We start from the raw sequence: 25268 nt of genomic DNA on the forward strand, positions 1-25268 counted from the left end.
TCTCCCGGCAAGTCCGGCATGTGCTCAGCCGCCAGGCGTAAGCACGGCCGCGCCCTCGATCTTGCCGGCGCGGAGCCGGGCCAGCGCTTCGTTCGCCTGACCCAGCGGGAAGGCCTCCGTCGAGACGCGGATTGGAGCTTCGGCGGCGATGCGGAAGAAGTCGCGGCCATCTGCACGGGTGAGGTTGGCGACGGAGCGGATCGACCGCTCTTCCCACAGATCGCTATAGGGAAAGGCGGGAATGTCGCTCATGTGGATGCCCGCGCAGACGATGCGGCCGCCTTTGCGCACGGCCTTCAAGGCAAGGGGAACCAGCGCGCCAACCGGGGCGAAGATTATGGCGGCATCAAGCGGCGCGGGCGGCCTTTCGTCCGAACCGCCGGCCCAGACGCAGCCGAGATCGAGGGCGAAGCGCTGGCCCTCGTCGTCGCCGGGGCGGGTGAAGGCGAAGACCTCGCGGCCCTGCCAACGGGCGACTTGCGTCAGGATGTGCGCGGCCGCGCCGAAGCCGTAGAGGCCGACGCGGCGGGCCTCTCCCGCCGCCACGAGCGAGCGGTATCCGATGAGGCCGGCGCATAGCAGCGGGGCGGCTTCCACGTCATCATAGGCCGCCGGGATCGCAAAGCAGAAGCGGGCATCGGCGATGGCGTGGCTGGCGAAGCCGCCGTCGCGGCTGAAGCCGGTGAAGGTGGGGCGATCGCAGAGATTCTCCCGATCCTCGCGGCAATAGAGACAGGCGCCGCACGTCCCGCCCAGCCACGGGACCCCGACACGCTCGCCGATCGAGAAGCCCGTCGCGGCATCCCCCGCCGCCAGCACTCGCCCGACGATCTCATGCCCGGGCACGATGGGCAGCTGCGACCGGATGTCGCCATCGACGATGTGGAGATCGGTCCGGCAGACGCCGCAGGCGGAAATCTCGATCAGCAGATCGTTGGGCCGGGGCTCGGGAACCGGACGCTCGACGAGGCGCAGCGCCTTGCGTGGCGCGTCGAGCTGCATCGCCTGCATGACCGCCTTGGACATGCCGGCCAGCTTAGCAGAATGGCGTTATTCTGGCGCCTTGTCTTCGTCGGCCTTGGCGGCGTCCTGGAAATAGGGCTCGACCGGGCCGGAGAGCTTCACGGTCATCGGCTGGCCGTAGCGGTCGAGGCTGCGGCCGGCGGGGACGCGGATCCAGCCTTCCGAGACGCAATATTCCTCGACGTTCGTCTTTTCCTGCCCCTTGAATCGGATGCCGACGCCGCGCCGGAGCATCTCGGCGTCGAAATAGGGGCTGCGCGGATTGAGCGAGAGGCGATCGGGGGGCGTATCGGTCATGGCGCGGCTCTTTGGCCCTCCGACCCCGGCCCCGTCAAGCTTTCACCAGCCGTTGAAGCGCGGCCAGCGGCCGGTCACCGCGCCGTCGGGCCCGAGCACATGATAGGCGTCGAACTGGCTCGCGGTGGCGCAGGCATGGTTGGGAAGAATGCGGAGCTGGGTGCCGACCGGCAGGTCGGGGAGCACAGCACCGGAGCCGGGGCGGACGGCGATGATGCCATGCTCCTGGTTGGCGCTGGTCATGATGAGATCGGGCCAGGGGAGGCCGCTCGCGTCGCAGACGAGGCCGTAGCCCTGGTCCACCGCTTGGTTCGCCGTGCCCCGGTCGCGCGACATCGCCATCCAGCCGGCGTCGACCAATATCCAGCCCTTGTCCTGCTGGTGGCCGATGACGGTGGCGAGCACCGAGAGGGCGATCTCATCGATTGAGCAGACGCCGAGGCCCGCCATGACGAGATCGAAGAAGTGATAAACGCCGGCGCGGACCTCGGTGATACCGTCCAGGTCTTTCGTGTTGAGGGCGGTCGGCGTCGAGCCGATGCTGGCGACCGGCGCCTCGAAGCCGGCGGCACGAAGCGTCGCAGCGGCGGCGAGGGTGGTCTCGCGCTCCCGCCTCGCCGCCTCGCCAAGCTCGGCTTGGCTGCGGGCGTCGTAGGAGCCGCCATAATGGGTCATCACCCCGCGCGGCACGGCTCCGCCCGACGCCAAGGTGCGGGCGATCGCGATGAGCCGGTCCCTATCCTCCGGCGGCACGCCACCCCGGTGGCCGTCGCTGTCGATCTCGATCAGCACCGGGATGGGCTCGCCCGAAGCCCGCGCCGCCGCGGCAATCGCTTCGGCGGCGACGAGATTGTCGGTGATGATGGTGAGGTCGATCTCCCGTCGCCTGATCTCGATCACCCGATCGAGCTTCGCCTGCGCGATGCCGACCGCGTACAAAATGTCCGTGATGCCGGCCTCGGCGAAGCGCTCGGCCTCCAGCAGTGTCGAGACGGTGATCGGTCCGTTCGACCCGCCGAGCACGCGCCGGGCGACCTCGATCGACTTCGCCGTCTTAAGGTGCGGGCGCAGGACGACGCCGTCACCGGCCTCGGCCAGTTGCGCACGCATCCGCTCGATATTGCGTTCGAGCTTCGCCGGGTCGAGCAGCAACGCCGGCGTTTCGATCGTCTCCAGCGGCTGCTCGTCCATGGCTGTCACCTCAGCGCTGCGCCTCCGCAATATAGGCATCGATCTGCGCTTCCAACACGTCGAGCGGGAGCGATCCGTTCTCCAGCACGGCGGCGTGGAAATCGCGCACGTCGAACTTGTCACCGAGCGCCTTCTCCGCCTTGGCCCGCAGCTCCAATATCTTCAGCTGGCCGATCTTGTAGCTCGTCGCCTGGCCGGGATTGTTGATGTAGCGCTCCACTTCCTTGACGATGTCGCGCTCGGAGAGGAGCGAATTCTCCCGGAAATACTCGATCGCTTGCTCGCGGCTCCAGCGCTTGTGGTGGAGGCCGGTGTCGGTGACGAGGCGGACTGCACGCCAGAGCTCGAGCGAGAGGCGCCCGAAGTCCGAATAGGGATCCTGGTAGAAACCCATCTCCTTGCCGAGCTTCTCCGAATAGAGGCCCCAGCCTTCGCCATAGGCGCCGTAGCCGCCGAACCGGCGGAACTTGGGAACGTTCGGCAGCTCCTGGGCGAGCGCGGACTGGAAATGATGGCCCGGCGCGCCCTCATGATAGCTGATCGCCTCGATCTGGGGTTTGAGCACCTGCGTCATGTCGGCGAGGTTGACGTAATAGATGCCGGGGCGGGAGCCGTCGGGCGACGGGCGGTTGTAGAAGGCGACCGCGGCCGTCTCCTCCCGCCACTTCTCGACGGCGCGGACCTCCAGCGGCGCCTTGGGCAGGCGCCGGAAATATTGCGGCGCCACCCCCATCACCTGATCGATGTAGGCGTTGGCCTCCTTCAGATACTGCGCCCGGCCCGCTTCGGTGTTGGGGAAGTGGAACTGCTCGCCGGTCTTGAGATGCTCGAAGAACTGCTGGAGCGTGCCCTTGAAGCCCACCTTCGCCTTGATCGCTTCCATCTCGCCATGGATGCGCGCGACCTCGTCGAGGCCGATCTGGTGGATTTGGTCGGCGCTGAGGTCGGTGGTGGTCGAATAGCGAAGCTGGCTCGCATAATATTCGGCGCCGCGCGGCAGGTCCCAGGCGCCGTTATTGTCGGTCGCCAGCGGTTCGATCGCGTCGAGGGCGGCGAACATGGTGTCGTAGCCGCGCTTGAACGGGCCGGTCAGCGCCGCGGAAGCCTCGGCGATCAGCCGCTCCTTAACCTCGGGCGGAGCGGTGAGGGCGCTCACCTTCTTCTTGAAGTCGGCAAAGAGGGTGCTGTCGGGGCCATCGGTGAAGGGCGCGCCGGTGATGACCTTCTTCGCATCGGCGCGGGCCGGCTCGAAATTGAGCTTGGGCGGGACGATGCCCATCTCGGCTTGGCGGCGGACGTTGGCCGAGACTTCGCTCATCACCCGCTCGACCTCCTTCAGACGCGAGATATAGGCCTCGGCATCGGCGACGCTGTCGATCTTGTGCTGGTTGATGAGGAAGACGGGGATCGAGCCGGCGGGGCTGCCGTTGGTCGAGATCGGGAAATCGTGCCAGCGCCATTCGAACTGCTCGCGGTCGCGGGCGACCTCATGTTCGAACAGGCGATAGCTGAGCTGGCCGGCGGGGCTCAGCGCCTCATAATCGAACTTCGCCTTCATCGCGGCGAGCTGGGCTTCCTCCATCGCCAGCACCCGCTGCGCCTGCGCGTCGGTATAGTCGTTGAGCTTGTCGTAATCGGTCTTGATGCCGAGCGCGGTCATGAATTGCGGGCTGGTCGCGACGATCGCATCGAAGCCTTCGTCGAGGAAGGCGAGGAGGCGGGCGTCTTCCTCGGCCGGGGAGGTGGCTGCGGCCTCGGTGGTCGGCGCGGTGGCAAGCGGCGCGGGCGGGTTCGCCTCCATCTGCGGCGCGCACGCGGCGGTGGCGAGAAGCAGGGCGGTAAGCGGGAGCTGAAGCTTCATTAATGTTCCTCTCATAATCTCATCTCGCTCCGAGCGAGGTTGTCAGGCCCTTGCCTTCTTTCCGGCGATCCAGGCGTCGACCTGGGCCTCGAGCACATCCAGCGGCAGGGCGCCGTTGCCGAGGATGACGGTGTGGAATTCGCGGATGTCGAACTTGTCGCCGAGCGCCGCCTTGGCCTTGTCGCGCAACTCCATGATGCGGATCTGGCCGATCATGTAGCTCGTCGCCTGGCCCGGATTGTTGATGTAGCGCTCGACCTCCTTGACGATGTCGCGCTCGCTCACCAGCGAGTTTTCCTTGAAATAGTCGATCGCCTGCTCGCGGCTCCAGCGCTTGGCGTGGAGGCCGGTGTCGACCACCAGCCGCACGGCGCGCCAGAGCTGGGAGGAGAGCATGCCGAACTCCGACATGGGATCCTTGTAAAAGCCCATCTCCTTGCCGAAGCGCTCGGCATAAAGGCCCCAGCCCTCGCCATAGGCGCTGTTGCCGCCGAAGCGGCGGAACTTGGGGAGTCCGGGAAGCTCCTGCGCCAACGCGCCCTGGAAGTGATGCCCGGGCGCACCCTCATGATAGGCGATGGTCTCGACCTGCGGCTTCAGCACCTGCGTCATGTCGGCGAGGTTGACGTAATAGATGCCGGGGCGGGAGCCGTCCGGCGCCGGGCGATTGTAGAAGGCGACCGGCGCCGTGTCCTGCCGCCATTCCTCGACCGCGCGGACCTCCAGAGACGCCTTGGGCAGGCGGCTAAAATAGCGCGGCGCCGCCTTCATCACCTGGTCGATATAGGCGGTGGCGTCCTTGAGATACTGCTGCCGCCCCTCGTCGCTGTTCGGATATTTGAACTCCGGGCTCGTCTTGATGTGCGCGAAGAACTGCTGGAGCGTGCCCTTGAAGCCCACTTGGTCCTTGATCGCTTCCATCTCGCCATGGATGCGCTTCACCTGGTCGAGGCCGGTCTGGTGGATCTGGTCACCGCTGAGGTCGGTGGTGGTGAAAAACCGGAGCTGGTCGGCATAATAAGCATCGCCGTCGGGCAGGCTCCACGCGCCGTCATTGTCGGTCGCCTGGGGCTCGATCTCGTCGAGCACCGCGAACAGGGCGTCGTAACCGCGCCTGAAGGGACCGGTCAGTGCGGCGGTGGCGTCGGCGACCAGCTTCGCCTTGACGTCGTCGGAGGCGTCGAGCTTCGCCACCTTCTCCCTGAAGTCGGCGAGGATGCTGTTGTCGGGACCATTGTCGAAGGGCGCGCCGGTCAGCACCTTCCGCGCATCGGCCCGCACCGGATCGAAATTGAGCTTGGGCGGCAGGATGCCCATGCCCGCCTGGGTGCGGACGTTGGCGGCGACCTCGTTCATCACCCGCTCGACCTGTTTGAGCCGCGAAATATAGGCTTCGGCGTCGGCGACGCTGTCGACCCGGTGCTGGTTGATGAGGAACACCGGAATATCGCCGGCCGGGCTGCCGTTGGTCGAAATTGGAAAATCGTGCCAGCGCCACTGGAAACGCTTGCGCCCGCGCTCGACGTCGTTCTCGAACAGCTTGTAGCTGAGCTGGCCGGTGGGGCTCAGCGTCTCATAATCGAATTGCGCCTTCATATCGGCGAGCTGCCGCTCCGCCAGCTCGCGGGATTTCTGGTTCTGCGCGTCGGTATAGTCGTCGAGCTTGTCGTAATCGGTCTTCATGCCGAGGCTGGTCATAGCCTCCGGGCTCATCGCCACCTGCGCATCAAAGGCGGCATCCAGGAAAGCGAGAAGGCGGGCATCCTCGGCTTGCTGGGAGGCCGGGGCGGCCGAGGCGGCGGGCGCTCCGGCCGGCTGTGCGGCATAGGCGCTGAGCGACGTGGCGGCGAGGAGGAGGGCGGCGAGCGGAAGCTTGAGCGTCACGGGACATCCTGGCTGTCGGAACGGAGGCGTTATCTAGATCATGATCGCAAGGCCTTGGGAATACCGTCATTCCCGCGGCGGCGGCGGCTCGCGGTCGGCCGGCCGAATGCGGCCGTCGAGCATGTCGCGGACTTTCCGCGCGAGCGCCTGATAGGTGAAAGGCTTGACGAGCAGGTCCACGCCCGGGTCGAGGCGTCCGCCATGGACGATGGCGTCCCGGGTGTAGCCGCTGGTGTAGAGGATCTTGAGGTCCGGCTGAACCGCGCGGGCGCGCTCCGCCAGCTCGCGGCCGGACATGCCCGGCATCACCACGTCGGTGAAGAGGAGCTGGACCGGTGCGTCCTGTCGCTCGAGCAGCCTCAGCGCCGACGGACCATCATGCGCCTCCAGCACGCGATAGCCTAGCTCGCGGAGAAGCTCGACCGTGTAGCCGCGAACGTCGTCATCGTCTTCGACGACGAGCAGGCATTCGTCGGAACGTCCATGCTCCGGCGCCGGCTTCGCCCCTTCCTCCTCGTCGGCCGCCTCCTCGCCTGCAAGGCGCGGGAGGTAAATCTTAACGGTCGTTCCCTGGCCTTCCTCCGATTGGATATGCACATGGCCGCCGGATTGCTTGACGAAGCCATAGACCTGGCTGAGGCCGAGCCCGGTCCCCTTGCCGACCTCCTTGGTGGTGAAGAAGGGTTCGAAGGCGCGGACGGCCATCTCCTTCGACATGCCCTTGCCGGTGTCGGTGACCGAGATGACGACATAGCTCCCCGGTGCCACCGCGCCCTGGCCCGGCAACTGGCAGTCGGAGACGACCGCATTGGCCGTCTCTATGGTCAGGCTGCCCCCCGAGGCCATGGCATCGCGCGCATTGACGGCGAGATTGAGGATGGCCGCCTCCAGCTCATTGGGATCGGCCTCGATCGGCCATAAGCCCGGCGACGTGACGACTTCCAGCCTGATCGTCTCGCCGAGCGCCCGACTGACCAGATCCGACATTCCCATCACTAGCTTGTGGGCATCGAGCGGCTTGGGCGAAAGCGGCTGACGGCGCGAAAAGGCTAGCAGGCGTTGGGTGAGGGCCGCCGCGCGCTCCGCGCCCCGTTGCGCATTGTCCAGCGAGCGGCGGAGACGGGCGTCGCCGCCTTCCATGTCGAGGGCGCGGCGGCCCATGTCGAGATTTCCGATGACGACGGTCAGCAGATTGTTGAAGTCATGGGCAATGCCGCCGGTGAGTTGCCCGACCGCTTCCATCTTCTGGGCTTGGCGGAGCGCGTCCTGGGCTCGCTCGCGCTCATCTACGGCCTCCGCGACCCGCGCTTCCAGCGTCTCGTTGAGATCACGCAGCGCTTCTTCGGTTTCTCGACGGCCTGTGATGTCGATGGTCACCGCGAGGACGGTGCCGGGGCGATCGTCGGCGGCGCGAATGTAGCTGACGCTATTGTTGACCCAGACCACGGACCCATCGGAACGAAAGTACCGCTTTTCGATTTCGTAGGGCGTCGTCTTCTCGACGAGGCGCTGAAACTTCTCGAGGTTCCCCGGCAGATCGTCGGGGTGCGTGATGTCCTGCATCTTGAGTTCGAGCAGCTCTTCGCGGCTGCGGCCGACTATCTCGCAATAGCGGTCGTTGACCCTGACGAACCGCCCGTCCAGGTCGACCTCGGCCAAGCCGGCCGTGGTCTGGTTGACCATTGCCGAAAGATGCGCCTCGCTTTCCCTCAGCGTCTGCTCGGCGTGCTTGCGCTCGGCGATTTCCCGCTGTGCCTCTTGGTAAAGGCGGGCATTGTCGATGCCGATCGCCGCCTGGGCGGCTATTCCCGCTATCAGACGCTCGTGGCTCTCGGTGAAGCGCCCGGTTTCCGAATGACCGAAGAAGAGACCGCCAAGAACCGCGCCGGATCGACTGGTGACTGGAACGGCAAGATAGCTGCGGACCGGCAAATGGCCTTCCGGCATGCCATGATAGGGCTCGTTCTTGCCGTAGCGCGGATCCCGGGTGATGTCGCCCGAACGCACGACACCTTCGCCGCGAAAGGTCGGGCCGAAGACCGCCGTGTTGCGCGGCATCGGAAAGCTCTCGAAGGCCGAACGGTCGACGCCCGAGAGGGTGTAGAGCATGTAGCTCTCGCCCGCCTGGTCCAGCACATTGTAGAAAAAGGCGCCGAACTGCGCGCCGGTCAGCTCGACGGCCGCGTCGGTTACCCTCTGGACCAAGCGCTCCAGGTCCAGCTCGCCCGCGACGGCCGCGCCGATCCGGTTCAGCGTCTCCAGCCGGCGACTTTCCTCCTGCAGGGCCCGCTCGGCTTTCTTGCGCTCGATCACCAGCGAAGCGGTGCGGGTGACGAATTCGACCAGTTCGAGATCGTCCGAATTGGCTTCCCGAGGTTCGCGATAATACATGGCGAAGGTACCGAGCACTGCGCCCTGGCTCGAAAGGATCGGCGTCGACCAGCAAGCCTTGAGACCATGGCCGAGCGCAAGGTCGCGAAAACTCACCCAGCGCGGGTCGGAGGCGATGTCCGAGACGTGGACCGGCGCCTTGCTGTGGGCTGCCGCGCCGCATGAGCCTGCTTCCGGGCCGATGGCGGAGCCGTCGATGCCCTCGATATAGGCCTTCGGCAGCTTTGGCGCCGCGCCGTGGCGCAGGTGCACGCCATCCTCGTCCAGCAGCAGGATGGAGCCGATCACTCCGGCTGACGATTGCGCTTCGACCGAGGCGATCAGCGCTTCCAGCGTTTCCTCGAGCGAGGTATTCCGGATGGCCAGCTCCAGCACCCGGGTCTGTGCCGCTCGAAGGCTCTCGGCCTGCTTCGCATCGCTGATATCATGGGCCACGCCGATGAAGCCGTTCGCTTCGCCGTTCGGCCCGAGGCGCGGCTGGGAAATGGAGCGAAGCCAGCGCCACTCCCCGTCATGCCGGCGATAGCGCCCCTCGAGGGCAAAGGGTTTGAGCGAGGCCTCGCCGGCCAGGGATTCGGCGACGACCCGGTCATGATCGTCGGGGTGGAGGATGGTCCGCCAGTCGAAATCGACGGCTTGCCCATAAGAAACATCGAGAAAATCGACATAGGCGCGGTTAACGAACTCGCGCCGGCGGTCCGGCCGCGTCACCCACATGGGCGTCGGCGCGCTGTCGGCGATGCGCCTAAAGCGCGCCTCGCTCTCGCGCATGCGGCGTTCGCTGGAAACCCGGCCGGACGTCTCCACTACGATGGCGATCACCCCCGCGGGTTTGCCGCTCTCGTCGAGCAGCGGTGAGTAATCGAGGTCCATCCAGACCTGCTCGGCCTCGCCGTGGCGATAGAGGGTCAGCTCCTGGTCCTTGTACGACAAGGTGCCGCCGGCAAGCACCGTTTTCATGACATTGTCGTTGAAATCGGCGATCTCGGGCCAGCCCTCCCGAATCTTGGAACCGAGCAACTTCGGATGACGACCGCCGGCGAACTGGGAATAGGCGTCGTTGTAGATCATGACGCCGTCCTCGCCCCACAGCGTCGCGAGCGGAACAGGGGAGCGGAGGATGGTGCCCACCGCCGCCTTGAGGTTTTGCGGCCATCTATCGATAGGGCCGAGCGAGGTGGCCGACCAATCGTAGGCGCCGATCAGCGCCCCGAGTTCGCCGCCCCCGACGAGGAAGTTTCTCTGTTTCGGCGGGCTTGCGTCGGTCGTGCCTCGATTCACAAATCTCCGCCTTTTCAATTGGCGCCGTTTCTCTGCCGATCCAATCAGCTAGCGCATCGATACTGGGCTGTTAAGTCCGCTTGCGTGCTTCTTTTTTGCCGCGTGGCCTGGGTCCCAGCAAGGATCCCATTCGGGTTCGGGACCGAAGCGCGCGGCGAGGAAATCGACCAGGGCCCGGACCCTTGCGGTGGTGGCGCGTCCGGGCGGCATGACGACATAGAGACCGTTCTCCTCGAGCGGATAGTCGGCGAGGACGACCTCCAGTTGGCCGGACATGATCGCGGGCGACGCGATGAAGGTGGGGAGGACGACGACGCCGAGCCCGGCGACCGCAGCCTCGCGCAGAAGCTCACCATTGTCCGCCCGAAGCCGAGCGGTGCCGCGCACATATTCCCAGCGCCCATCGACCTTGAACCGCCACTGATTGCCGCGGCCGGGATTGGCGTAGAGGAGGAGGTCGTGATCGTTGAGGTCGCGCGGATGCCTGGGCCGTCCGCGTTCGGCCAGATAGGCGGGGTTTGCCAGGACGACTGCGCGCACAGGGGCGATCCGCCGGGCGATCAGCGACGAATCCGCCAAACTCCCGATCCGTACCGCCAGATCGAAGCCGCCGCCGACCAGGTCGACCAGCCGGTCGTCGAGCGATATGTCGAGGTCGACATCGGGGTGCAGCCGCGCGAACTCGGCGATCGCCGGCGCCAGATGCTCGGTGCCGAAGGAGAGGGGCGCGGCGAGGCGGATCGTTCCGGCGATCTGCGTCACGGCATCGGCGACGATCTCCCTTGCGGCATCGAGGTCGGCGAGAATGTTGGAGGCGCGGGCAAAATAGGCCTCGCCTATGTCGGTCGGCTGTGCGCCCTGCGCCGAACGGGTGAGGAGCTTGGCGCCGAGGTCCTGCTCCAACCGGGCGACGCGGCGGCTGACAATCGACTTCGACAGGCCCATCCGTTCGGCGGCGCGGGCGAAGGCTCCGGTCTCCACCACCCGCACGAAGGCGAGAACATCCATCAGGTCGATCGAAGAGCGTTCCACAATCAGCAACACCGTAATGCGTCGAGGATGGCTACTGGCAACAATGGTAGGCTCTTAAATCTCCTCCAGCAAGTTCAACGGAGGAAAATCTACCATGACCAGGACTCTCATTCTCGACAGCGCGGTAACCGGCGAGGCGTCGGTCTCCAAGCGACTGACCGCGGCCTTCGCCGACGAGCTTCGCCGCCGCGACCCCAAGGTGCAGATCGTTTCACGCGACCTCGGCGCCAATCCCGTGCCGCACCTTCTGCCCGAGACGGTGGCCGGCATTCGCGCGACGGCGACGACCGAGGCGGAGAAGGCTGCGCTCGCCCTCTCCGACGAGCTGGTTGACGAGCTTCGCGAAACGGACCTGCTCGTGATCGGCGCGCCGATGTACAATTTCGGCATTCCGTCGGCGCTCAAGACCTGGTTCGACTATATCCTGCGAGCGGGCGTCACCTTCCGCTATACCGAAAACGGCCCCGAAGGGCTGCTGCCGGTCAAGAAGGCGGTGGTGATCGAGACGCGCGGCGGCCTCTACAGCGAGGGGCCGGCGGTGGCGATGGACAGCCAGGAGCCGCACCTTCGCACCCTGCTGGGCTTCATGGGCGTTAACGACGTAATTTTCGTCCGTGCCGAGAAGCTGGGCTTCGGTCCTGAGGCCGTGCAGGAAGCCGTCGACGGCGCCATCGCCGAGCTCAATGGATGCGCGGAAAAGGAGTTGGCCCTGGCCGCCTGATAAACGTCCCGGAAGGGACCCGATTACCGTCGCCTTTTCTCCCCCCGGGGCGACGCACACGAGGCCCGCCGGTCCCTCCCCCGGCGGGCCTCTCAAGGAGATGGACATGATCGACATTCGACCCTTCGACACGCTCGGCCATGCCGACCATGGCTGGCTCAATGCGCGTCATCATTTCTCTTTCGCCAACTATTATGATCCCGGCCGCATGGGCTGGGGCGCGATCCGGGTGTGGAACGACGACGAGATCGCCGCCCGCTCGGGCTTTCCGCCGCACCCGCATGCCGACATGGAGATCATCACGTACGTCCGCACGGGCGCGATCACCCACCAGGATTCGATGGGCAATCAGGGCCGCACGGCCGCGGGCGACATTCAGGTGATGAGCGCCGGCACCGGCGTCCGTCATGCCGAATATAATCTTGAGGACGAGACCACGACCTTGTTCCAGATCTGGGTGCTGACGGACAAGCCGGGCACGGAGCCGAGCTGGGGCGCCAAGCAATTCCCCAAGGACGACCGGGCAGGGAGCTTCGTCACCCTCGCCAGCGGCTTTGCCGACGATGCGGATGCGCTCAGGATCAACGCCGCCGCGCGGGTCATGGGCGCGACGCTGAGAGCGGGCGAGACGGCGGAACTCAGCCTCGATCTTCAGCGCCACGTCTATCTCGTCCCGGTCACCGGCCGGATCGAGGTGAACGGAGTCGCGACCGCCCCGCGCGATGGCGTCGCCGTCACCGGCGAGGAGCGGCTGATCATCGCAGCCCTCGATGATACGGAGATCGTGCTGGTCGACGCTCGCTGATCCGCCGAGGCGGCCGATCCCTCACGGGGTCGGCCGCCTCGGTCCGCTCTGCACGGGTTCATGGGAACAGGGCCGTGGTGCCTGCCGTTTGAAGACCGGAAGGAGAGCGGAATGAGGTCCATCACGATCATTGGCGCGGCGGCAGCGCTTGTTTCCTGTTCTGGCGAGGCGCCCGAGATCAATAGTCAACCGGCCGAGCAGCCGGACATACCGCAGGCCTCGGGGCCGCCGGTGCCGGACCAGGAGCCGGCGCCTGCCGCTCCGGCCCCTGCGCCCGCCATGGCCTGGGAAAGCGTCGCCGGCGGGGGCGGCACAATGCTCCGGCTGACCGGTAAGGACGGGAATGTGAGGATGAGCATCGCCTGCATGGGCGATCCGCCCCGCCTGGTGGTCAACGTGCCCGAATTCCGGCCGGTGATGAGCGAGGACCGCTTCGCGCTCGGACTTGGATCAGAGCCGGTGACGCTCGTCGCCAATCCCTATGAGCACGAGGCAAAGCCGGGCGTGACGGGCGAGGGAGCTGTTCCCGACAATCTCTCGGCCTTCGTCGACGCGGCCGACGAGGTGCGAGCCCTGTACGGGGCGCAGCAGACCGGGCCTTACCCGGCGCCCTCGCGCGAGCTGAAACAGCTTCTGGTCGAAGCGTGCGAAGGCGCGGCGGACTAGGAACGCAGGCGGTTGCCGTTCGTTCTTACCCTATGATCACCGCAGAAAATCAGCAGGGCCGCGCGCGCGGCCTTTATGACGAGCAGCTCCAGCGCCAGAAGCAGGAGAAGCTGCTCTTCCGCCACCCCCGTGCCCGTGAAGCCGCGACGCCTGCGATGGCGCCCGCCGGCGGGCTGCCCCGGGCCTGAAGAGGCGCGCCCGCGCGGGCGCGCCTCTCCCATGACTGCTATCAGCCGGCGGAGGTCACCCCCGCATGGGCCGCGCGCCACTCGTCGTGACCCGCACGGATCGATGAATAGCATTGGGTGATGACGCTGCGCGTCTCCGGCGAGAGCTGATCGTCTCTCAAGGCCGTCTCCCATTTCTCGTTGAGATAGGTCTCGCCATGGTCGACCTCGGCGATCACCGACGCGTCGTCGCTGCCCGTGACCTTGTCGCGAAGCGTCAAGAAGGCGCGGTGGGCGGCGGCGAGGATGCTGCCGTCGTCCTGGGGATCGCCGCCCAGGCGCCGCACCTCATCGCGGAGCTTGCCGACGATCTGCTCGCGCTCCGTCACCCGCCCTCGGAAGGCAGCGGCGAAGCGGCTGTTGGTGGCCTCCTCGGCCGCGCGGCGATAGCCGTCGATACTGTCGACGGTGGTCTCGATCAGGCCGTTCAAGACGCGGATATCGTGGCTCTTTTCGAACATTTCCTTCTCCTGCTGGGGGTTGCGCGACACCAACGCACTTGCCGCGAGAAAGGTGCGCGCCCCGGAACGGCGGCATGGACAGGGCGTTTCAAGGAGACGACATGGAGAGGCGGCGATGACCGATCGAGAGACCAATCAGGACAAGCAGAGCGAGCGGGGACGACGCGCCTCCTTCGATCCCAAATCGGGCGAGGTCCATGGCAGCGGATCGGGCGCTGGCGGCGGCGGCAATCCTCGCGAGGATTATGACGACGATTCCATGGGTGGCGGCGGCGCCGAGCCGCAGGGCGGTCCGCGGGCGATCGACAAGGCCGTCCGCAAGCCCGAGGACCGCCATCAGGGCGACGCGGCGTGACCGGCGGCAAGAAGCGTCACCCGCTGCCCGCCAGCGATGAAGCGCGGCACGGCGAGATTCCTGAACCGCTGGAACGTGAGAAGGGCACCGGCGACGACGACTCTGCCGTGGTACAGCCGGGCGAAGAGGCGGTAGACCCGGATGGGAAGCTTTACCGCTACGAGGATCTCGGCCGAGGCCCGGCGGGTTCGCGCCGTGCGGCGCATCTATAGAACCCTTCGGCGCGCTCTCGGCGGAAAAGATCAGGTTTTCAGTAGCTTCCACAAATGGTGGCGCGGCAGGCGCAGGAACGAGGGCGGTCCGGGGGGCGTTGATTGATCCTCTCAGTTGAGGAGGATGCAATGGTACATCGGAAAGACACGGACAAGCAGCATGGCCTTCGCGGCAGCGACCTGCAGCAATCGCAGCAGGGCGGCCGGACGGGCGAACCCGGCGGCGACGTCCATCGCGGGCAGCAGCAGGCGGCACAAGGCGGCACCGGTGGCCGGCAGATGGGCGGCGGCGCTTCGGCGAGCGACATGGGTCAAGGCGGCGGCAGCAGCGGCTCCGCCGGCTATGGCGACATGCAGAACCAGCAAAACATGCAAGGTCAGCAAGGGCAGGGCATGCGGTCCGGCCAAGGCCAGGATCGCGGCGAAGCCATTGACGAGCAGCAGGGTGGCGGCCGCGACGAGTCGAGCATAAGCGGCGGCAGCGAATGGGATCAGCAGCAGGCGACCGGCCAGCGCGAGCGCCAGATGGGAAGCACCGGTGGCGGCGGCATGGACCCGAGCCAGGGCGGCCGTCATAGCGGTACCAGCGAATGGGACCAGCAGCAGGGCCAGGGCAGCAAGCAGCGCCAGCAGGGCGGCGGCAGCGTCGACTTCAAGCAGGACCAGAAGCGTCATCAAGATCGTGGGCAGGGCGACATCGATTTCGAAAGCGATCTTTGAACCGCCTGAAATTGACGCTGGTTAAATGGGGCCGTTCCTTCGGGAGCGGCCCTCCTTTTTTGGAACTGTTCGTCGTCCCGCTCGTCTGTTACGCAACAGTTATAACATGCTGGAGACGGCCAATGGCGAAGACGAAATCAACGACGGGCAAGTCGGGGGGTAAGAAGTCGACCAAGTCCGGTTCGACCGCATCGGCGCGGATCAACGAGGCCCTGCGCGAAGCCGGGCAGAGAGCGGCCGAGTTGGCGCAGAATCCTGTGGCGCGCGGCATGCTGGCCGCGGGCCTGGTCACCGCCGCGGCCGCGCTTACCTCGAGCAAGAAGGTGCGCGACAGCGTGAAGGAGGCGGGCCGTGACGCGGCCGACAACGCCGAAGCCGCGGCCGATAATGCGAGCAAGGTCGGCGCCGCGATCATCACCGCCGCAACGGACGCCGTGCGCAAGTTCATGGCAGCTGGCGGCGGCGATACCACCGGCGGCGGGACCAAGGTCGCTTCGACGACGAAGAAAAGCAGCAGCACGGCGAAGGCCAGGACGAGCAAGGCGAAAAGCGGCGGCACGAAGAAAACCGGCGCGGCCAAGACATCGACCGCCAAGTCGGGCGCGCCGACTAAAACCGCTTCCGCCCGGAAGGCGAAATCCGCCGCCGCGAGCAAGCCCAAGTCGACCACGGCGAGACGCGCCTCGGCCAAGGGGGGCGCCAAGAAGAGCGCTGGAACCGGAAGCGAGGGCGGCGGCCGCTAAGTCCGCCCGAGCCTTTGGAATAGCATGAGGCGGGGCGCCCGGTCGGCGCCCCGCCTTTTCCTTAGCTTAGCGGCAGTAACGGCCACGGCCGCTGTTGCGGTCGATGTGGCGGCCGAGCAGGGCGCCGGCGGCGGCGCCGACAATGGTGCCGGTGGCACGATCGCGGCCGCCGTCGATCTCGCGACCGATCAGGGCGCCGGCCGCGCCGCCGACCAGCAGGCCGACCGTGCCGTCCTTCTTGCGGCAATAATAGCGGCCATCGTCGCCACGCCAGGACTTGCCCTTGTAATAGCCGTCCTTGGCCATGGCGGGCGCCGGCAGCGCCATGGGAACGGCCATGGTGGCAGCGGCGACGGCGAGAGCGATGTTACGCATGACTTCTTCCCTTCACTGATTACTCGTACGGAACAACGCGGGCCTTGTCGCAGCGGTTTCATTAACCACACACAACGAGGCGAACCGTTTGCGACCAATGGGGATATTGCTGGTTTGCCCCCTGCCACTGTGGCGTCGAAAACACAGCATCATTGGGCGCCAAGCGAAAGAATCCGAACTGGGACGGCGGAATCGCCGCTCGCGTCTCCTTCGCGACGACGCCGAACCGCTAAGCGTTCAGTCGGTGCTCGAGCGTGATCTCGGCATTGAGGAGCTTCGAGATCGGACAGCCGGCCTTGGCGCCCTCGGCGAGGGCTGCGAAGCGATCTTCATCGATGCCGTCAACGCGGGCGTCGACGCTGAGGTCGGAGCGGCTGACCTTGAAGCCCTCGCCCTCCTTCTCGAGCTTGACCTTGGCGGTCGTCTCCAGGGTGCCGTCGGTGAAGCCCTCCTTCGCCAGCGCGAAGGACAGGGCCATGGTGAAGCAGGCGGCGTGCGCCGCCGCGATCAGCTCTTCCGGATTGGTGCCGGGGGCGTCTTCGAACCGGGTGCCGAAGCCGTAGGGCTGCTCGGCAAGAACGCCCGACTGGGTCGAAACCTGGCCGCGGCCGTCCTTGCCGAAGCCTTCGTAACGCGCCGAAGCGGTGCGGTTAATCATCATGGCCCTCCTGCTGGTCGGGAGGGTAACGGCCGAAGCCGAGCTTCGATCCTCAGCCCGCGACTGTGACGTCGACCTTCTCGACCCATTCGGGATAGAAGACCGGCTCGCGGTTCGACCAGCCCGGAGCCGTCGCCGCGGCCTCGCTGATCGACTGGAGCAGCACCCGCCGCTTCTCGGGATGGAGGTGCGGGAGCGCCGCCGCCGCGCAGAAGGCGCCCGGCAGCCACGGCCGCACCGCCGCGCCGATCAGCCGCTCGTAGAGAAAGCGGTAGGAGGCGAAGTCGGGAAGCCGGTCCTGGCTGAGGTCGAAGGCGGTCATGGTGACGAGCGGCGCCATCAGCGGCTCCATCACGTCGAGGCCGCTGTCGTCCGGCACATAATTGCGGATATGGTCGAGCCGCTGATAGATGCGGGCCTGGGCACGGATGCTGGCGGCCTCGGCGACGTCGCGCGACCAGCGCTTGATCGCGTCACGGCGGCCGAGCCCCACGTCGAGCGAGCGCCGGATGTAGCGCTGCGTGCCCTTCGAGAAGCTCGCGAATTCCTTCATTTCAGCCAGAGTCAGCGCGCCGTCGGCGGGCCTGGTCTGCGTACCCATGATCCCACTCCTTTTGCCCTGCGGGGGATCATGCGCCGAAATCGGTTACGCGACGCTTAATCAGTTCCCCGGCTCCCGTTAAGGATTGAATCAGAGAAGGTTGGGCGCTGCAATTGGTAATCGCCGCAGATGGGATTGCGAATCCACAGTGTCACATCGCGGCAACATGGGCCCGCGCCGGCCGACGGATTTCGGCGCGTCCCAACTCTGCGGCAAAGTTTTCCACAATTTTGCGACGAACGTGCAGGCGGCGGCGCGCCGCACCGACAAAGATTATCGCGTCATGAAAAGCTGCTATAAGCCTTGCTTGACCTGTGGGGCTATGGCGATGGCGCATCGAATCAAGGACGCGGCCGAAAATGGCGTTCAGCCTTCGAGCAACACATCGGCGGCCGCGGCCGGTCTGAGGCCGCGTTCTTTTTCGACAAATGACGGTGCGTCTTCTGCGAACGACCTGATCGGCAACGGCGTTTTCGGGTCGACTGCGTTATTAGGCGGCATGGAATTGCAGCCACGACCTCTTTCGCAGCGCAGGCTGCCGGACCTCGAGATCGCGCTCAAGTCGATCTTGGGGTTCTGGCTGCTCTACCTCGCGCTCATCACCCTTCGTGCATTGGTGCTCGACTTCCCCGATTTCTGGGCGATGCTGGCACGGCGAGGCGCGGTCGTTCTGGTCGGCGCGGCGCTCACCTTCCTCGTCTATCTGGCCCTGCGGCCGCTGGCGGCGGCGAGCCTCAACAGGAAGGCGGTGATCGCCGGGCTGCTGTGCCTGCCAGCCTCGGTCGCCTTCTCGGCCTTCAACTACTACATCTTCTACATCTACGCGCCGCTCGACGCCGCCGAGATGGACGCGGCGATGAAGGATATGACGCCGCTTCAGATGGCGCTCCAGAATATCGCCGAAAGCGCGCTCAGCTGGTACTTCATCTTCGCCGCTTGGGCCTCGCTCTATGTCGCGATGAGTTACGCCAAGGAACTCCGCGCCGCCGATCGCCGCGCCGCCGCCTTCGCCCGCGAGGCGCAGGAGGCGCAGCTGAGGGCGCTCCGCTACCAGATCAATCCGCATTTCCTGTTCAACACGTTGAACTCGCTCTCCTCGCTCATCCTCTCGCAACGAATCGAGAAGGCGGAGCGGATGATCATGAACCTTTCCAACTTTTTCCGAACGACGCTGTCCGCCGACCCGACCGCGGACATCGCGCTCGAGGACGAGATCAAGCTGCAGCGCCTTTACCTCGACATCGAGCAGGTGCGCTTTCCAGAGCGACTAAAGGTCGAGGTGGACGTGCCGCCGCACCTTGCCAGTGTGCGAGTCCCCGTCCTCATCCTGCAGCCGATTGTCGAGAACGCGATCAAATATGGCGTCGCACGATCTCGCCGCGGGGTAACGGTGCGTGTCTCGGCCTATGAGGAGGCCGGTCGGCTCCATCTCAAGGTCAAGGACGATGGCGAGGAGCCGCCGCCCCTGAATTGTGACGGCTGCGGCACCGGCGTCGGCCTCAAGAATGTCTGCGAGCGTCTCATCGCCCGATACGGCGTCCAGGCCGGATGCTTCCACGGGCCCGATCCTGAAGGGGGGTTCACCGTCCATGTCATCATGCCCGTCAACCGTGACTGACAACTGGACGCTGCGGGTCCTCGTCGTCGACGATGAACCGCTGGCCGTCGAACGGATGCAATTGCTGCTCGCCCGGGCCGAGGGCGTCACCCTGGTCGGCACCGCCGCCGACGGTGAGGCGGCGCTGCGCATCGCCGAGGCGGTGAATCCGGACGTGCTCCTGCTCGACATCGCCATGCCCGGCATGGACGGGATCGAGGTGGCGCGCGCGCTGGCCGCCACCGCGGTTGATCCGGCCGTCATCTTCGTCACCGCGTTCGACAATTTCGCGGTCGCCGCCTTCGACGTCGCCGCCGTCGACTATCTGATGAAGCCGGTGGATCCCGAGCGTCTCTCACGCGCACTGGCGAGAGCGCGCGAGGTCATCGCCAAAGGCTATGTGGAGCGCCCGCAGCCCTCGTCCCACTATGTCGAGGAATTCTGGGTCCCCGACCATAGCGGGCTCATCCGCATCGCAGTGCGCGACGTCGATCGGATCACCGCCGAGCGCGACTATATGCGGCTCCACGTCGGCAAACGCAGCTGGCTCATCTACCGCACCATCGCCAAGCTGGAGGAGGAGCTCGATCCGGAGCTGTTCATCCGAGTCCACCGTTCCGCCATCCTGCGCCGCGACACCATCGTCGGGCTGGTGCGGGACGGCATGGGCCACTGGGCCGCGCGCCTCGCCGACGGCACCGAGCAGCGCATCGGCCGCAGCCACATAGGCGACATCAAGAAGCTCGCCGGCCGCGCCTAGTTAAGCTTACTTTGCGGCGATTTGCAGCTAAATCCATTTGGTTCAATCACTTGGCGACCAGCGTTTGCCGAAGTAGCGTTACTGCGCTGTAACAAAACTATCACAGTCGACAAAGCTTTGTCCGTTCTGCGGGACTTGACCTTGTTTATTCCCGTGGCGCCCGCCTAGTCTCCGGCGACACTGTGGCTGGAGGGTTTTCGAAATGGGAGTTCGTAAAGTCGTAAGTAGTTGGAAGAATAATGTTTTCTTCGGCGGCGCGTCGATTGTTGCGCTACTGGCGACGAGTTCCGGTGCTTATGCCCAGACCGGGCCAGCCGACGATACGCGGACTATCATCGTGACCGCCACCAAGCGCGCCTCGACGGTGCAGGACGTTCCCTTCTCGATCAACGCGCAGACCGAGGCAGATATTCAGCGGTCGGGCGCGGTCACCATCGAGGACCTGTCGCGCAACGTCGCCGGCCTCACGGTCCAGAATCTCGGGCCGGGCCAGAGCCAGGTCGCGGTGCGCGGCGTCTCCGCCGGCCAGATAATCCGCGACCAACCGGGCGTGAAGGAACAGGTCGGCGTCTATCTCGACGAATCCGTCATCTCGCTGTCGCTGTTCACGCCGGATCTCGACCTGTTCGACCTTAGCCGCGTGGAAACGCTGCGCGGACCGCAGGGCACGCTGTTCGGCTCGGGGTCCGTCGGCGGCACGATCCGCTACATCACCAACCAGCCCGACCTCGACACCGTCGAAGGCCTGGTCGAAGGCAATGTGAACCTCGTCGACGGCGACGATTTCGGCGGGCATTTGAAGGGCGCGATCAACGTGCCGCTCGTGGAGGGCGTCGCCGCCGTCCGCGTGGTTGGCTACCACACCGAATATGGCGGCTTCATCAACGCGCTGCGCGAGGACGGCGACATCGACGAGGATGTGAACGACGGCCGTCGCACCGGCGGCCGGATCGCGCTCACCGTCCAGCCCACGCCCGATATCAGCATCACGCCGCGGGTCGTCTATCAGGAGATCCGGTCGAACGGCTTCAATCGGCAGGAGGTCTACAACCTCTACGCCAACCGCTTCACGGATCCGACCGTTCCCGGCGGGCGTGAACCCGTCGTCTTCGATGAACGGCAGCAATTCCTGCTGCTCAACGAGGATTTCGCCGACGATACGCTGATCCTCGACAATGTGCTCGAATGGAATTTCGGCGCCGCCGCCTTGACGTCGGTGACGAGCTATATCGACCGCGACATCCTGGTCAGCCGTGACGCCAGTGCTCTGACGGGCAGCGTCTCGGTAGACCTTGGCTTTCCCACGGCCGGCGTGATGCTCCCGTCGAATCTCGTCGACACGACGGATCTTCAGACCTTCACCCAGGAAATTAGGCTGGCTTCGCAGACGACCGGTCCGTTCCAGTGGCTGATCGGCGGCTTCTATTCGGACGTCGAGCGTCTCTATTCCCAGCGCCTGCCGACGCCGGGCTACGACGCCTTCACCGATGCCGTGCTCGGGGCCGGCACGTCGGCGGCGGTGGCCAACGGCTTCGGTCCGGATTCGCCTTACAATGCGGACCTGCCCTACGACATCAAGCAGAAGGCGCTGTTCGGCGAGGCGAGCTACGACCTCACCGATCGCCTGACCGCCACCGCGGGCCTTCGTTACTACGACTTCAAGGAGGAGCGGCGCTTCACCTCTGGCGGCCTCTTCGCCAATGGCGACGACCAGATCGATGAGACGAAGTCGGACGGCTTTTCGCCGCGCTTGCTGCTCAGCTACGAGGCGAGCGACAATGTGACCTTCAACGCGCAGGCGTCGAAGGGCTTCCGGCTTGGCGGCGTCAACGACCCCTTGAACGAAACGCTCTGCAGCGCCGACGACGAAGCGACCTATGGCGGCTTCGACCGCTATGACGACGAGACGCTGTGGAACTATGAGGCCGGAGTGAAGTCGCAATTCGCCGGCATCACCTTCAACGCCGCCGCCTTCTACACCGACATCAAGAACCTGCAGGTGACCGCCGACGCGGGCTCCTGCTCGTCGCGCGTCGTGTTCAACGCCGACGCGCACACGATGGGCGTCGAGGTCGAGCTGTCGGCGCGGCCGGCGGAAGGGCTCGACCTGTCGGTGGCCGGCAGCCTCATCGAAGCCGAGTTCGACGAGACGCAGCTCAAGGCCAATGGCGACATCCTGGAAGGCATAAGGGAGGGCAACCGGCTTCCGTCGGTGCCCAATTTCCAGGTTGCGGCGAGCGCTTACTACACCGTCCCTGTCAGCAGCACGATGGACGCCTTCGCCGGCATCACCTTCCAGCATGTCGGCAGTCGCTTTACCCAGCCAGGCGACCAGGAGAACAACCCGCGTACCTTCGTCCACGGACTGCCGTTCGGGGGCGCGCCGGCGACTGCGGCGACCACGCTCGATCTCAAGCTGCCGGACTATCAGCTGGTCAACATCAGCGCTGGCGTCGAGATGGCGAACGGGTTGGAGATCGTCGCCTACATCAACAACCTGTTCGACGAGAACACCCTGTTGTCCTTCGATCGGGAGCGCGGCGGACGCGCACGGCTCGGCTTCAGCACCAACCAGCCGAGGACCTTCGGCCTGACGGTGCGCAAGGGCTTCTGAGGCCGTTGACAAGGGAGGCCGGGGCGGAAACGCTCCGGCCTTCTTCGTTGGGAGTTGGAGCTTGGCCGACATGACGCGCCGTTCCGCGCTGATCGCTGGGGCCGGGGCGGCGGGCGCATTGGCGGCGCCCGGCCTGCTCCGCGCGGCTTCCGCGGGTGGACCGGCGGACGTGATCGTCGTCGGCGCCGGCGTGTTCGGCGCCTGGACGGCGCGGCGGCTGCAGCAGCTTGGCCGCAGGGTGACCTTGGTCGATGCCTGGGCGCCCGCCCATGCCCGCGCGTCGTCCGGCGGGGAATCCCGGATGACCCGCGCCGCCTATGGACCCGACGAGGTCTATGCCCGCATGGCCCTGGAGTCGCTTCCCGAATGGAAAGCCTTGTCGGCTTCGGCGAAGCTGCCGCTCTTCCATCAAACCGGCGTGCTGTTCTTCTTTCCGACGGTGGAGCCCTATGTCGAGGATTCGCTCAAGGTCCATGCGAAGCTCGGCCTTCCGACCGCGCGGCTCGACAATGCCGAGCTTAGCCGCCGCTTTCCGATGATCGACTTCGACGGCGTGGAGGTGGGGTTGTTCGAGCCCGACTTCGGCGTCCTGATGGCGCGGCGGGCGGTGCAGACGCTCGTCGTCGCCTTGGTCGCGGAGGGCGGCACCTATGTCCGGGCGGAGATCGCGCCACCCGCCGCATCGGGCGATGGGCTTGGCTATGTCCTCACCGGCGCGGGAGATCGCCTCGACGCCAGCCAGTTCGTGTTCGCCTGCGGACCCTGGCTGCCCAAGCTGTTTCCGGCACTGCTCGGATCGCGCATCTTCCCGACACGGCAGGAGGTCTTCTTCCTTGCTCCGGAAGCGGGCGACGAGCGGTTCACGCCGGGGCGCCTGCCGGCCTGGGCGGACTTCAACGGCGGCGACATCTATTACGGCTTCCCGGACCTGGAAGGGCGCGGCTTCAAGATCGCGCATGACGCACACGGCCCGGCGACGGACCCGGACGTTGGCGATCGCGCCTTTTCGGCCGATGCCTTGGCCGACGTCCGCGCATTCATGGCGCGGCGCTTTCCCGCGCTGGCCGGGCGCCCGCTCAACGAGGCGCGGGTCTGCCAATATGAGAACAGCGCCAATGGCGACCTGCTGATCGATTTCCATCCCGAACTGAAGAATGTCCTGTTCGTCGGCGCCGGCTCAGGCCATGGCTTCAAGCACGGGCCGGCGGTGGGCGGCTATGCCGCCGCCCTGCTCACCGGAGGCCTGGAGCGGGTCGAACCTCGCTTCTCCCTTGCCTCCAAGGGTCAGACGGCGAAGCGCGAAGTTCACTGACCGGCGGATGCATCCGTTCCGCCCTGGGTGACGTGCCGCGCAAAAGCCGCGACATCGCGAAGAACGGGCGCGTCGCCGCGGAACGGCTTTGCGAGAGCGGCTACGATCCCGACATGGCCGACGTCCGGGTAGATACGGGATTGTGCGGCCGCGCCGGCCTCCGTCATGGCGATTGCCATGCCCGTGCTTTGCGAGGGAAGGACGAGCTCGTCCCTGCCGCCGGCGAGGAGCAAGCCAGGCGGGTCGTCGGCGCTGGCGAGGAGGATAGGCTGGGTCGCCTCCAGGTCGCCTGCCGCGCTAAAGGCGGCCCGGGTGACTTCGGTGTCGAGAGGCAGGAAATCGTAAGGACCGGCGAGCGCCGCCCAACCCTTCACCGCTGCCCGATCCGGTCCGAGCCATCGGGGGTCAACCGCGAGCATCGCCGCATTATAGGCGCCCGCCGAATGGCCGACGAGGACGATGCGATCCGGATCGCCGCCGTAGCGGGCGACATGGCGCTGCACCCATTGGACCGCGGCGGCGCTGTCCTCCACGAACGCAGGAAAGCGGACGTCCGGTACCAGCCGATAATCGGGAATGGCGACGACGAAGCCTTGTGCGGCCAGAGCGCGGCCCACGAAGCCGTATCCCTCCTTGGAACCGCTCTTCCAGGAGCCGCCGTAGAAGAAGACGATCATCGGCCGCGGCCCCGACGCTGCGGCGACGGGCGCGTAGATGTCGAGCCTTTGCCGTCGATCCTGGCCATAGGGTTCATCGTCCGCCACCTGCCGGCCTCCCGCATCCTTGGGGATCAGCGCGTTGAAGGCGGTGAGCGGCGTGCAGCCGGCGAGCAGGGGGATGAGGAGAACGATCAGAAAAGCGCGCACCCTGCCGCTATAGGCGGAAACAAGTCGCGCGGGACAGGGGTTGGTGGGGCAAACCCACGAGGAGAAGCGAGATGCGCAGCAACGGCGGTCAGGGAAAAGGCAAGAACAACCTGCACGACCCGACGCTCAAGGAGCAAGAGCGCGCCCGCGGCGTCAGCGGCGAAGCGATCCAGGGCGAGAAGACGGTGAAGGCCGAGCCGAACCGGCGAGGGACCGCCAAGTCCTCCTGAACGAGCAGAGGCGGCGGAGCCGGGCTCCGCCGCCTCCCTCGCGGTCCGCTCAGCGGCTGGCGAAGGCGATCACGCCCTTGTCGTTCATCGCCATGGCACGGCTGACCTGCGGCCGGGCCGAGTTCAGCACGTCGTCGCGGCAATCCTGAACGCGGAGCGCCTCCGCAAGGCCGGGGGCCTGGGGGACGCCGCAGATGCGGTCGGCCGCCGCCTCGACGCGGCTCTCGAGCCGGCGGGCGCCCGCCGCGCTGGCGAGGTTGAGATCGCCATAGGGAACGAAGGCGATGAAGCCGTCCTCGGCCGCATTGGGCTGGGCCTGGCAGGGGACGGCCGCGAAGCCGGCCATGGTGAGTGCGGCGAGGGCGATGATATTCTTCATTTTGTC

The 25268-nt window shown here is 66.2% G+C and carries 26 protein-coding genes; 13 read left to right on the top strand and 13 right to left on the bottom strand.

The genetic code is table 11. The features are described 5' to 3' along the window. Positions 1-24 precede the first annotated feature (24 nt). From DF286_RS09510 to DF286_RS09555, 7 genes are all read right to left on the bottom strand, one after another. Complete coding sequence (locus DF286_RS09510; protein WP_243444790.1) at positions 25-1026, bottom strand: zinc-dependent alcohol dehydrogenase family protein; 1002 nt, start codon at positions 1024-1026, stop codon at positions 25-27. A 24-nt stretch (positions 1027-1050) separates the two neighbouring features. Next, positions 1051-1320, bottom strand: a complete 270-nt coding sequence (locus DF286_RS09515) for a DUF3297 family protein (protein ID WP_109271216.1) — start codon at positions 1318-1320, stop codon at positions 1051-1053. Positions 1321-1362: 42 nt separating this feature from the next. After that, entirely contained in the window at positions 1363-2511 is a 1149-nt protein-coding gene (locus tag DF286_RS09520) for an alanine racemase (RefSeq protein WP_109271217.1), read from the bottom strand. Positions 2512-2521: 10 nt separating this feature from the next. Further along, entirely contained in the window at positions 2522-4372 is a 1851-nt protein-coding gene (locus tag DF286_RS09525) for a DUF885 domain-containing protein (protein WP_109271218.1), read from the bottom strand. A 42-nt stretch (positions 4373-4414) separates the two neighbouring features. Further along, positions 4415-6256 carry a DUF885 domain-containing protein gene (locus tag DF286_RS09530; protein WP_109271219.1) on the bottom strand — a complete coding sequence of 614 codons (1842 nt, stop codon included), beginning with the start codon at positions 6254-6256 and terminating at the stop codon, positions 4415-4417. Between the two features lie 66 nt (positions 6257-6322). Next, positions 6323-9928: a PAS domain S-box protein gene (locus tag DF286_RS15290; protein ID WP_207790022.1), complete on the bottom strand. Its 3606-nt coding sequence runs from the start codon at positions 9926-9928 to the stop codon at positions 6323-6325. 48 nt (positions 9929-9976) lie between these two features. Next, the gene (locus DF286_RS09555; protein WP_109272120.1) at positions 9977-10936 is read right to left on the bottom strand and encodes a LysR family transcriptional regulator; all 960 of its coding nucleotides are present in this window, start codon (positions 10934-10936) and stop codon (positions 9977-9979) included. Between the two features lie 118 nt (positions 10937-11054). Here DF286_RS09555 and DF286_RS09560 point away from each other — a divergent pair, with 118 nt between their 5' ends. The 4 genes from DF286_RS09560 to DF286_RS15135 all read left to right on the top strand — a co-directional run bounded on the left by DF286_RS09560 (position 11055) and on the right by DF286_RS15135 (position 13340). Then, positions 11055-11681, top strand: coding sequence for an FMN-dependent NADH-azoreductase (locus tag DF286_RS09560; protein ID WP_109271220.1), 627 nt, complete (start codon positions 11055-11057; stop codon positions 11679-11681). A gap of 106 nt (positions 11682-11787) precedes the next feature. Continuing rightward, positions 11788-12486: a pirin family protein gene (locus DF286_RS09565; protein ID WP_109272121.1), complete on the top strand. Its 699-nt coding sequence runs from the start codon at positions 11788-11790 to the stop codon at positions 12484-12486. A gap of 111 nt (positions 12487-12597) precedes the next feature. Further along, complete coding sequence (locus DF286_RS09570) at positions 12598-13152, top strand: hypothetical protein (protein ID WP_109271221.1); 555 nt, start codon at positions 12598-12600, stop codon at positions 13150-13152. Positions 13153-13184: 32 nt separating this feature from the next. Further along, positions 13185-13340, top strand: coding sequence for a hypothetical protein (locus DF286_RS15135; protein ID WP_158274655.1), 156 nt, complete (start codon positions 13185-13187; stop codon positions 13338-13340). 41 nt (positions 13341-13381) lie between these two features. Here the strand turns inward: DF286_RS15135 and DF286_RS09575 are convergent, their stop codons facing one another. Further along, the gene (locus DF286_RS09575) at positions 13382-13840 is read right to left on the bottom strand and encodes a PA2169 family four-helix-bundle protein (protein ID WP_109271222.1); all 459 of its coding nucleotides are present in this window, start codon (positions 13838-13840) and stop codon (positions 13382-13384) included. A 115-nt stretch (positions 13841-13955) separates the two neighbouring features. Here DF286_RS09575 and DF286_RS09580 point away from each other — a divergent pair, with 115 nt between their 5' ends. The 4 genes from DF286_RS09580 to DF286_RS09595 all read left to right on the top strand — a co-directional run bounded on the left by DF286_RS09580 (position 13956) and on the right by DF286_RS09595 (position 15870). After that, on the top strand, positions 13956-14195 hold the full coding sequence (locus DF286_RS09580) for a hypothetical protein (RefSeq protein WP_109271223.1): 240 nt from the start codon (positions 13956-13958) through the stop codon (positions 14193-14195). Then, entirely contained in the window at positions 14192-14407 is a 216-nt protein-coding gene (locus tag DF286_RS14960) for a hypothetical protein (protein WP_146193591.1), read from the top strand. The genes DF286_RS09580 and DF286_RS14960 overlap by 4 nt, the downstream gene beginning before the upstream one ends. 129 nt (positions 14408-14536) lie before the next feature. Next, positions 14537-15127, top strand: coding sequence for a hypothetical protein (locus DF286_RS09590; protein WP_109271225.1), 591 nt, complete (start codon positions 14537-14539; stop codon positions 15125-15127). Beyond that, positions 15124-15870 carry a hypothetical protein gene (locus DF286_RS09595; RefSeq protein ID WP_146193592.1) on the top strand — a complete coding sequence of 249 codons (747 nt, stop codon included), beginning with the start codon at positions 15124-15126 and terminating at the stop codon, positions 15868-15870. The genes DF286_RS09590 and DF286_RS09595 overlap by 4 nt, the downstream gene beginning before the upstream one ends. A 66-nt stretch (positions 15871-15936) precedes the next feature. Here DF286_RS09595 and DF286_RS09600 read toward each other — a convergent pair whose 3' ends face one another. The 3 genes from DF286_RS09600 to DF286_RS09610 form a co-directional block, all read right to left on the bottom strand. Then, the gene (locus DF286_RS09600; protein ID WP_109271227.1) at positions 15937-16245 is read right to left on the bottom strand and encodes a glycine zipper 2TM domain-containing protein; all 309 of its coding nucleotides are present in this window, start codon (positions 16243-16245) and stop codon (positions 15937-15939) included. Positions 16246-16474: 229 nt separating this feature from the next. Further along, entirely contained in the window at positions 16475-16903 is a 429-nt protein-coding gene (locus tag DF286_RS09605; protein WP_109272122.1) for an OsmC family protein, read from the bottom strand. A 52-nt stretch (positions 16904-16955) separates the two neighbouring features. Further along, complete coding sequence (locus DF286_RS09610; protein WP_109271228.1) at positions 16956-17504, bottom strand: hypothetical protein; 549 nt, start codon at positions 17502-17504, stop codon at positions 16956-16958. Positions 17505-18003: 499 nt separating this feature from the next. Here DF286_RS09610 and DF286_RS09615 point away from each other — a divergent pair, with 499 nt between their 5' ends. From DF286_RS09615 to DF286_RS09630, 4 genes are all read left to right on the top strand, one after another. Beyond that, a complete protein-coding gene (locus DF286_RS09615) occupies positions 18004-19122 on the top strand; it encodes a sensor histidine kinase (protein ID WP_109272123.1) in 1119 nt (372 codons plus the stop codon). Next, positions 19094-19861: a LytR/AlgR family response regulator transcription factor gene (locus tag DF286_RS09620; protein WP_109271229.1), complete on the top strand. Its 768-nt coding sequence runs from the start codon at positions 19094-19096 to the stop codon at positions 19859-19861. Before DF286_RS09615 ends, DF286_RS09620 begins: the two co-directional genes overlap by 29 nt. 202 nt (positions 19862-20063) lie before the next feature. Then, entirely contained in the window at positions 20064-22475 is a 2412-nt protein-coding gene (locus DF286_RS09625; protein ID WP_109271230.1) for a TonB-dependent receptor, read from the top strand. 70 nt (positions 22476-22545) lie between these two features. Further along, positions 22546-23787: an FAD-dependent oxidoreductase gene (locus DF286_RS09630; protein WP_109271231.1), complete on the top strand. Its 1242-nt coding sequence runs from the start codon at positions 22546-22548 to the stop codon at positions 23785-23787. On the opposite strand, the gene DF286_RS09635 is transcribed toward DF286_RS09630, so the two are convergent. Then, positions 23781-24653 carry an alpha/beta hydrolase gene (locus tag DF286_RS09635; protein WP_109271232.1) on the bottom strand — a complete coding sequence of 291 codons (873 nt, stop codon included), beginning with the start codon at positions 24651-24653 and terminating at the stop codon, positions 23781-23783. The genes DF286_RS09630 and DF286_RS09635 overlap by 7 nt on opposite strands. Before the next feature lie 71 nt (positions 24654-24724). On the opposite strand from DF286_RS09635, the gene DF286_RS15140 reads away from it, so the two are divergent. Further along, a complete protein-coding gene (locus DF286_RS15140; protein ID WP_158274656.1) occupies positions 24725-24883 on the top strand; it encodes a hypothetical protein in 159 nt (52 codons plus the stop codon). Positions 24884-24932: 49 nt separating this feature from the next. Here DF286_RS15140 and DF286_RS09640 read toward each other — a convergent pair whose 3' ends face one another. Beyond that, the gene (locus tag DF286_RS09640; protein WP_158274657.1) at positions 24933-25262 is read right to left on the bottom strand and encodes a UrcA family protein; all 330 of its coding nucleotides are present in this window, start codon (positions 25260-25262) and stop codon (positions 24933-24935) included. Positions 25263-25268 lie beyond the last annotated feature (6 nt).

Origin of the sequence: Sphingosinicella humi (genome assembly GCF_003129465.1) — a bacterium.
Taxonomy (GTDB): domain Bacteria; phylum Pseudomonadota; class Alphaproteobacteria; order Sphingomonadales; family Sphingomonadaceae; genus Allosphingosinicella; species Allosphingosinicella humi.